The organism is Protofrankia sp. BMG5.30, assembly GCF_001983005.1.
Classification (GTDB): domain Bacteria; phylum Actinomycetota; class Actinomycetes; order Frankiales; family Frankiaceae; genus Protofrankia; species Protofrankia coriariae.
The window spans coordinates 1-8318 of sequence record NZ_MOME01000078.1; the positions used below are offsets into that span (position 1 = coordinate 1).

The 8318-nt window shown below is 64.8% G+C and carries 10 protein-coding genes and 2 pseudogenes; 2 read left to right on the top strand and 10 right to left on the bottom strand.

Translation table 11 applies throughout. The annotated features are described in order from the left end of the window. The 8 genes from BL254_RS26625 to BL254_RS24260 all read right to left on the bottom strand — a co-directional run. Positions 1-599 (bottom strand): hypothetical protein (locus tag BL254_RS26625; protein ID WP_139342490.1); only part of this gene is annotated, 599 nt, incomplete at its 3' end. Between the two features lie 800 nt (positions 600-1399). Then, complete coding sequence (locus tag BL254_RS24235) at positions 1400-1714, bottom strand: transcriptional regulator (protein ID WP_047223793.1); 315 nt, start codon at positions 1712-1714, stop codon at positions 1400-1402. Next, complete coding sequence (locus tag BL254_RS24240) at positions 1711-2106, bottom strand: type II toxin-antitoxin system RelE/ParE family toxin (protein WP_047223794.1); 396 nt, start codon at positions 2104-2106, stop codon at positions 1711-1713. The genes BL254_RS24235 and BL254_RS24240 overlap by 4 nt, the downstream gene beginning before the upstream one ends. Before the next feature lie 314 nt (positions 2107-2420). Beyond that, positions 2421-2738: a helix-turn-helix domain-containing protein gene (locus BL254_RS24245; protein ID WP_047223795.1), complete on the bottom strand. Its 318-nt coding sequence runs from the start codon at positions 2736-2738 to the stop codon at positions 2421-2423. Continuing rightward, positions 2735-3100, bottom strand: a complete 366-nt coding sequence (locus tag BL254_RS24250) for a type II toxin-antitoxin system RelE/ParE family toxin (protein WP_043602838.1) — start codon at positions 3098-3100, stop codon at positions 2735-2737. The genes BL254_RS24245 and BL254_RS24250 overlap by 4 nt, the downstream gene beginning before the upstream one ends. Positions 3101-3464: 364 nt before the next feature. Continuing rightward, positions 3465-3668 (bottom strand): hypothetical protein, encoded by a 204-nt coding sequence (locus BL254_RS27505; protein WP_175648478.1) that lies wholly within the window; start codon positions 3666-3668, stop codon positions 3465-3467. 10 nt (positions 3669-3678) lie between these two features. Beyond that, complete coding sequence (locus tag BL254_RS27510) at positions 3679-3819, bottom strand: DUF5615 family PIN-like protein (RefSeq protein WP_175648479.1); 141 nt, start codon at positions 3817-3819, stop codon at positions 3679-3681. Continuing rightward, positions 3816-4055, bottom strand: a complete 240-nt coding sequence (locus BL254_RS24260; protein ID WP_047223796.1) for a DUF433 domain-containing protein — start codon at positions 4053-4055, stop codon at positions 3816-3818. The genes BL254_RS27510 and BL254_RS24260 overlap by 4 nt, the downstream gene beginning before the upstream one ends. A gap of 316 nt (positions 4056-4371) precedes the next feature. On the opposite strand from BL254_RS24260, the pseudogene BL254_RS24265 reads away from it, so the two are divergent. Then, a pseudogene (locus BL254_RS24265) lies at positions 4372-5393 on the top strand (integrase core domain-containing protein). Between the two features lie 664 nt (positions 5394-6057). Further along, a complete protein-coding gene (locus BL254_RS24270; RefSeq protein ID WP_076845323.1) occupies positions 6058-7095 on the top strand; it encodes a hypothetical protein in 1038 nt (345 codons plus the stop codon). 672 nt (positions 7096-7767) lie between these two features. Here the strand turns inward: BL254_RS24270 and BL254_RS27515 are convergent. Beyond that, a complete protein-coding gene (locus BL254_RS27515; protein WP_157180523.1) occupies positions 7768-7920 on the bottom strand; it encodes a hypothetical protein in 153 nt (50 codons plus the stop codon). Positions 7921-8053: 133 nt separating this feature from the next. After that, positions 8054-8318: pseudogene (locus BL254_RS28000) on the bottom strand (IS3 family transposase); the annotation flags it as partial.

The following is an 8318-nucleotide window of genomic DNA, read 5'->3' on the forward strand; positions in this document are numbered from 1 at the left end:
TTTGCCGCACTGTGAAGCGTCATTGCATTTTCCTCAAGACCGCCAAGCATACGGGCCGAGTGGGCGAGCAACTCGATCGCATCGACATCAAGCTGCGGTCGATCAAAGGCTTCATAAACCAGCTCTCTAATTGCGAATGCAATTTCCTGATTCGTGGTAGCGATGTCGTCGAGGGCGGCATCAATTCCCTCGCGAGTCGCTTCTACTGCTTCACCTATCATATTTTCCAGTCGCTGTTCTGTGACCGCAGACAACGCCTTTAGGCGATTACCCAGGTCGCCTTCTGCCTTCTTTTTCCATTCACGTAGAAGAGAGGCCGGGTACCGGTCTCGGGTCGGGGTTCGATCGATGACCTTATGATGTACGGTACAAAGAAGTATTAGGTTACCGAAAGCCTGACGTTCGGCAAGCGACATCGCCGGGTCGTAGCGGGCTCCGCTCGGTTCTAACGCACAGATATGCGCAACATCAACATTTGTGAGAGGTTCGCCATCGACGAACTTCATCACCGGCTCTCTGTAACTAGGTTCATAGCAATATCCCCGGGCGAGCGTAAATAGAGCGTTCTTCACCCCGGCCGCAAAGTCCGGTCTACCCACCCCGCCTCCTGTATATTTCTCCGCGAGCACCTCAAGGTGCTACCATCGATCGATCATACCGGATCCACGGAGCGATGAATACAGCCCAACTTGGCATTCGCTCTGGTTCTACTGGGACGGGTTGGCCTGCCCTCAGACAGTCACGTACGGTTGCTGCGGCAGCCTGGCTTCTTCCCTTCGTAGACACCGCGGTTTCACACTCCAACTGCCTCCCCCAGTACAGCCGCCATTCGCGTACAGCCAAGCCCAGAGATGACGGCGGATGCCCCCGGATCGCGAACAGTCCGAACAACGGAGATTAATGGACGACTACCGCCGTAGCAAGCCGCTCTTGTCATTGGGTAGTCGGTGAACCCAAGGAAGAGACTGCCTCGCCGCTTCCGCTCCTTGACGCGCAGGACGCGCCTGCAGTGAGGGTCGGCTTGCCATCGAGTGTCGTGCCGCTCGCTGCTGTGGTCCAGGGCGGGACACGCGGCGCTCACGACGTACCGTGACCGCGACCGGAGGGGCGTCGTACTGCAGTTGTACTGCAACGGGGGCGGACGTCCGTGGACGCTGGCGGACATCACCAAACCTGTGACCTGCACCGGCGGACGGCGGTGGACGTTCGTAGACGGTGCGCCGAGGGCTACGGATCAAGAGGTTGGGGGTTCGAGTCCCTCCGAGCGCACGCTGGTTGAGGCAGGTCAGAGCCCCGCAGCCGATCACACGGCGCGGGGCTCTGGGCTTTCAAGATCTTAAATACTGCAATTCGTACTGCAGATGGAAACGATCAGGGCTTCGTGGAAGGCAACGACCGGTCAGGCGATCTGGCGGAGGTCGTTGCCATAATCGAAGATTATCCGCATGCGGGCACCCAGCGCCCGGGCGTACCGGCTCAGCGTCGCGACCTCGTTGGCGTCGAGATCACCGTTCTCGATCTGACTAACCCGGCCCGGGGAGACACCCATCAGCTCGGCCACCTGACGCTGAGTCAGCCCCAGTCGCCTGCGCTCCTCAGCCAGATGGAATGCACTAACCCATGCCTCGGTGCGCGCCCGCTCAGCGGCTAGCGCCTCACCGTCGCCGTCGTGCAGTTCGGCGCGGATGTCGTCCCAGTCGTGGAACTCGGTCATGAGCCCTCCCGCCGCTTCCTCTCCACGGCCAGCCATCCGCCATACGCGACCTCAGCCGCGGGGATCGCTGTCCTGTACCACCGCGACCAGTCGCCAGCCTTGTTGCCGGCGACCAGCAGTACCGCCTGCGACCAGGGGTCGAAGACAAAGATCACCCGTATCGCGACATCACGGCCCGACCGTGGACGCAGCTCCTTGAGATTCTTGACTGTCGACCCCTGCAGCGTGTCGACCAGCGGACGCCCGAGCCCAGGCCCGATCTCGGCGAGCATGTCGATCGCCACGTTGACCGACCGGTAGGCACCCGGATCTGTCTGGCGCAACGCACGCAGCCACTCCCGTACCTCGGGCGCGACCTTGATCGCCCACCGATGAGGCGGCTCCGCCGACATGGATCAACTATAGCCCAACCTAAACATCCGCTCTGTGATCCCGGAAGATTCCGCGGACGAGGGTGGACACTGGCGGATGTCCGTGGACGGAGCGCACCAGGTCGGCGGACGCCGTGGACGTCCACGGACGTCGGTGGAAGATCCAGATCTAACTACGGATCAAGAGGTTGGGGGTTCGAGTCCCTCCGAGCGCACGTCAGGTTGAGACAGGTCAGAGCCCCGCAGCCGATCACACGGCGCGGGGCCCTAGATCTCTATGTAGCAACGGCCCTCAGCCCAGGAAGCCGTCGGGTGCGTTGCGGCGACGAAACAGGTCAGGCGATCGCGGCGATGTCCCCGTCGTCAAAGTAGATCGCCTGGTGCAGCCGGCCACCAAGGGCGGCAGCATATCTGGCGACCACGTCCTGACCGGAGAGTGAGCCCTGCTCGATCTGCGAGATCCGGCCCTTGGTCACCCCCATCCGCTCGGCCACCTGCTGCTGGGTCAGACCCCGCGCACGACGCACCTCAGCAAGCCGGTGCCCCACCGCGACCGCAAGAAGCTCCTGCTTGCCGGCGGCGACCGCCTCCTCCCCACCGGCCCGGGCGACCTGCTCGGCACGGACATCAGCCCACCGTATGTAACCACTCATCGCCGATCACCCTCCTCCTGGCCGCGTTCCACCAGGTAGCTCTTGTAGCGTTGCTCCGCCAGTGGAATCGCTTCGTCGTACCAGGCGTTCCACTGCCCGGCTTTGTCCCCGGCAACAAGCAGGATGCTCGAACGCCACGGATCGAAACAGAACAAGATCCGTACCGTGCCCGGTCTGAGTTCCTTCAGGTTCGGCAGCGACGAGCCGCTGATCGTGTCGACCAGCGGTCTCCCCAGCCCGGGGCCGGTCTCCGCGAGCAGGTCGATCGCCTGGACGACCCGCGCGTGTGTCGCGGCGTCCAGGCCGTCGATCCAGTCACGGACCTCGTTGACGAGGTAGACGTCCCACTGCCGCCCGTCCATCAAGTGAGTATAGCTCTCGCTAAACCATGGCACCGCGAAGACCACCAAGATGACCATAGTCAGAACGACTGACAGCCAAGTTGACAGCCAAGCCGGCGGACGAGGGTGGAGGCTGGTGGACGCCCATGGGCAGAGCCCACCAGGTCAGCGGACGGGGCGGACCTCTGTGGACGTCGACGGAAGATCCAGATCTAACTACAGATCAAGGGGTTGGGGGTTCGAGTCCCTCCGAGCGCACGTCAGGTTGAGACAGGTCAGAGCCCCGCAGCCGATCACACGGCGCGGGGCTCTGGGCTTTTTGATCTCTAGTACTGCAGTTTGTACCCCGCCAGACGTTTCCAGTGGCGGAGCATGGCCAGCCGCCCTATCGGCGGATCCGGAGCAGGCCGCGGTGGGCCACCGTCACAGCACCGACAAGATCAGAAAGATCGTGATGGGTGATCAGATCCTCGACAGCCGCGATCACGGCACATGCGGACTGGTTGTCGAGCCGGAAGACCACGATCCCGCTGTGCGACCCGGGCAGGTAGGTGCGGATGTTCCCAAAGCCGCGGTCGAGAGTGAACACGATGCGGTTCTCAGCGACCCGCAGCCGCGAGCACATCAGGATCGGAGCGGCCTGCCAGGCCCTCGGCGAACACGGTGTCCGCGTCGATCCCATACTTGGCGAGCCGTTCAGCGAGCGAGACGGGCAGGCCCTCGYCAAGCTTGACCCTCACGGGGCAGTATGCAGCGGAACGAGATCCTCCCGGGCCAGACGTGCGCCATAAGCAGCAGCGGCCCGGATCCCCGACACGGTCAGCGACGGGTACTCGGCAACGATCTCCTTGTCCGACATACCGTCGGCGAGACAGTCAAGGACAACGCTCACCGGCACCCGGGTCCCCCGGATGCACGCCTGTCCATGACCGATCGTCGGGTCGGCCACGACAAGCGCCAGAAGATCTTCTGCCATGCCTCCCAGTATGCGCCCGGATCTCAGTATCAGCCGGCCGTCCCGTGGTCCAGGACGTGGCACGGCTGACAGCCAAAGTGACAGTCAAGCCGGCAGACGAGTACAGACAGCTATGGACCACGGTGGACGGAGCGTGCGAGGTCAGCGGACGCGGTGGACGTCCACGGATGCCAGCGGAAGATCCAGATCTAACTATGGATCAAGAGGTTGGGGGTTCGAGTCCCTCCGAGCGCACGCTGGTTGAGGCAGGTCAGAGCCCCGCAGCCGATCACACGGTGCGGGGCTCTACGCCCTGACGCGGAACACTCTCGGGCTGATGGTGTTCCGCGTGCGCAGGAACGCTGCGCACGAGGTGGAGTTCCTCGTCCTGCGCCATCAGATGGCGGTGCTGCAACGGCAGGTCCACCGTCCGGCGCTGGAGCCGGCGGATCGGGTGATCCTCGCAGCCCTGTTCCGGCTACTCCCCCGGGCCCGCTGGGATTCGTTCTTCGTCACCCCGGCCACCGTGCTGCGCTGGCACCGTGAACTCCTCGTACGAAAATGGACCTACCCGCGAAAGCCGCCCGGGCGGGGCCACCGGTCCGCTGGGAGATCCGCGAGCTGGTCCTGCGTCTCGCACGGGAGAACCCGACCTGGGGCCACCRCCGGATCCACGGCGGACTGATCGGGCTGGGCTATCCGGTGGGGGTCGCCACCGTCTGGCGGATCCTGCACCGCGCCGGCGTCGATCCCGCGCCTCGGCGGGCCGACGGTTCCTGGTGGACGTTCCTGTCCGCGCAGGCCTCCGGCCTGCTGGCCTGCGACTTCTTCACCGTCGACACCGTGTTCCTCCAGCAGATCTACGTGTTCTTCGTCGTCGAACACGCCACCCGCCACGTCCATCTCCTCGGCGTCACCAAGCACCCGACCGCAGCCTGGGTCACCCAACGGGCACGGAACCTGCTGATGGACCTCGAGGAGCACGGCCACCGGTTCCGGTTCCTTATCCGAGACCGCGACACGAAGTTCATGGCCTCCTTCGACGCCGTCTTCACCGGGGCCGGTATCGACGTGGTGCGCACACCGCCACAGTGCCCGAAGGCGAACGCGATCGCGGAACGCTGGATCGGCACCGCCCGCCGGGAATGCACCGACAGGCTGTTGATCGTCTCCGAACGGCACCTGACGACGGTCCTCACCAGCTACGGCGAGCATGTCAACACCCACCGGCCCCACCGCGCCCTCGACCAACACCCATCCGACGCGGCACCACCCGCYGTCACCCCGACTCCGGGATCCGACGTCCGACGCACACGCATCCTCGGCGGGCTGATCAACGAGTACCGTAACGCCGCCTGACTACTCCCACAGAAGATCACGTCGACCGTAAAAGACCAGCTCACAGGCAGAAAGCCGGATTTTGGAGCCCCACAGGGTGGGTGCGGCCGGGGTGGGATTGGCCCGCGGGGTTGGTGATAGTCAGGGTTGGCGGTGGTTGCTGATGGTGATGGCAGATCGCTGTTGGTGGCCGTCGGTGGGAGTGCTGTGGGCCGGCGGGTGGGGCCGGGTGCCACCCGGGGGGACTCACCCCATACGTTGCGTGAGTTCAAGATGTTCTACAACGGGCATCGGCCTCACCGACCCCTCGGACAAGCAGCCACGCTCCGCCCACCACCCGAACCGGAGCAGATCGGGAACCTGGAGATCCACCGACAAGATCGGCTGGTGGAGGGAACCCTCCACCAGTACTGACATGCCGGCTGACCAGGCCGGATGATTAATCGGCACCCACAGGTACGTCGCCCGAGTTCGGACCTCGGCAGGATGCGGTGCAAGCGGGCACTTCCCGCCATCCGCTGGTAACCGGACTGTTCCTGTCCGGAGTATTCCTATTCCCCTGTATCCCTGATACGTTCCCGGCTGGTTCGACCACTCAGAGCGATAACGCAGCGCAACGACGCACCGCGACCACGCAGAGCGACCATGCGCCGCGATCGGCACGCTCGTAGACCAGGAGGCTGGCATGGCGATCTCCACCACACCGGGCACGAACTGGGGCAGCTGGATCAACCTGGAGGGCAGCTTCGTCGACGTGCCCTCCGCCGTCCTCAACGCCGACAACCGTGTGTCCGTGTTCGTCCAGGGCGGCAGCAACACCTTGTGGAGCAGGTACGAGCAGCGCGACCGCACCTGGGCCGGGTGGATCCAGCACACGGGCTCCCGGGTAGCCGGTGCGCCCAACGCCATCCGCGRCAAGGACGGAAAGATCCGCGTCTTCTACCGCACCCCGGACAACCACATCGAGGTCATCACCCAGAACGCCATCAACGGCGGCTTCAGCGCCCCGGTGGATCTCATCTCGAACGTCGGCGGCGACCCCGCCGCCGCGCTGAACGCCGACGGCCGCATCCAGGTCTTCTTCCGGGGCAGCGACAACGCCCTGTGGTACATCCACAACCAGGGCCTGCTGTACGAACAGTACACCCAGCCCACCTCGCTGGGCGGCGCCATCTACGCCACCCCCTCACCCGCCCTGGACGGCTCCGGCCGCATCGTGGTGGCGGTCAAGGGCGGCAACGACACCCTCTACACCATCCAGCAGAAATCGTGGAACTCCGCCGACACCTGGGAGGCGTTCAGCAGCGAGACCACCGGCGTGACCAGCCGGCCCACCGCGACGCTGGACGCGTCCGCGCACGTACAGATCTTCTACCGTGGCTCGGACGGCGCCGCCTGGCGGGTCGGCCAGCGACCCGACTACGACAGCTTCGAGACCTCCGTATCCCTCAAGGGCCAGATCCTCGGCGAGCCCACCGCCTTCCTCGGCCAGGACGGCCGCGTGCACGCCTTCGTGAAGGGAGCGAACGAGAAGGCTCTGTGGGTCGCGGTGCAGCAGACCGAGAACCAGCCCGCCTACCTCGACTTCCAGAACCTCGGCGGCGTCATCGGCGACGTCCATCCCCAAGCTGTGATCGCCAACARCGACAACCTCCTGTACGTCTTCGTCCAGGGCTCGGGCACCGCCAAGAGCCTCTGGCTGCTGCGTCAGGTCTGGGCGTAGCCCAGCGGGACCTGATCACCGGTTCGGCGGAGTCAGGACATGACAGCCCCGCTGAACCGGTGATCAGGAGGCGGAGGATCAGCCGGCGGATCTCCGATGCGGTGCAGGCCCGGCCGGCTGGCTCGACGAACCCGGCGCCTGGCCCGGCGCCGAGGACCCAGCGCTGCTCCTCAACCAGCAAGGCGGCCGGCTGCCCCCACCAGCGCGCACCGCATCACCACCACCATCGCCGCGGCCGCCCGGACGGCCCGGTTCTCGGGTTCGTGTCACCAACCACCGACCGGCGCCGGCGACCTCTGCCGGAGTGAAGATGTGTACTGGCCAGCGGACTTGCGGGCTTCGGCCCGGACCGCCGGGTCCGTTTCCGCGGTAAATCCAGCTCACAGTGGAAGATCTCTCCCGGGTACGGTCCCTGATGACCGACCACACCCCGTCTGGGATGAGCTGCGACAACACGCCGGCTGGTGGCTCATGACACGGGCTCGAGCACCGGATGCGAAACAGCTGACGGAGGACACCGCCACTACTGATTCGGTCAGACCGGCATCATGATTTCAACATCAGTGAAGGGTGCGAGGACTCGGGATAATTCATGCCGACAAAGCGGCAGCAGGTCGGAGATCTCTCCATTCAAGGGGCACGAGTAGAGCCTCCGCCCGCCATCGCAGCGGGTCACACCGCTTCGGTACGGAAGTCCAGTTCGTAGTTGCCCTGCAACGATACAACAAGCAGTTCGGTGACCGCGGACCGGGCATTGTTAGGATTGCGACGGTCGGATTCCCGGTCGGATTCTCCGAAAACTTGGAACTCGCCGAGGATGAACACACAGGAATTTTCCGGTGTCCGCACACACAGGCGCCGAGGGCGACGTGGGCGTCTGTCCTGCCCCTCGTGTTCCCCGTCCCGTCCAGTTCTGGCTCCGGGACGGGGAACACGAGAGCGGTTCGGCCGGTAGATGTCAAGTCAAATGAGACAGTTGGTCGTTACTCGGTTGGCTTGGGACTGGCTGGTTGATCCACACGGTCTCGGGTAGACGGGGTGGCCGTGGCCGGCGCGCGAACCGCTCGGGGTGCRCTGCGCGGGCACGGTCGAGGGTGGCCTGCCGGTGGGCCTGGAGCTGCTTGGCGGTACCGAAGTGCACCGAGGCGGGCGTGTGGAACCCGATCCCGGAATGGCGGTGGTCGTGATTGTAGGCGGTGAAGAACCCCTCGCAGAAGACCCGG

What these genes read in the sequence shown, in the direction of transcription:
- BL254_RS24235 (WP_047223793.1), bottom strand. Translation starts at nt 1,714, where the DNA reads ATGACCGAGTTCCACGACTGGGACGACATCCGCGCCGAACTGCACGAC.
- BL254_RS24240 (WP_047223794.1), bottom strand. Translation starts at nt 2,106, where the DNA reads ATGTCGGCGGAGCCGCCTCATCGGTGGGCGATCAAGGTCGCGCCCGAG.
- BL254_RS24245 (WP_047223795.1), bottom strand. Translation starts at nt 2,738, where the DNA reads ATGAGTGGTTACATACGGTGGGCTGATGTCCGTGCCGAGCAGGTCGCC.
- BL254_RS24250 (WP_043602838.1), bottom strand. Translation starts at nt 3,100, where the DNA reads ATGGACGGGCGGCAGTGGGACGTCTACCTCGTCAACGAGGTCCGTGAC.
- BL254_RS24260 (WP_047223796.1), bottom strand. Translation starts at nt 4,055, where the DNA reads ATGGCAGAAGATCTTCTGGCGCTTGTCGTGGCCGACCCGACGATCGGT.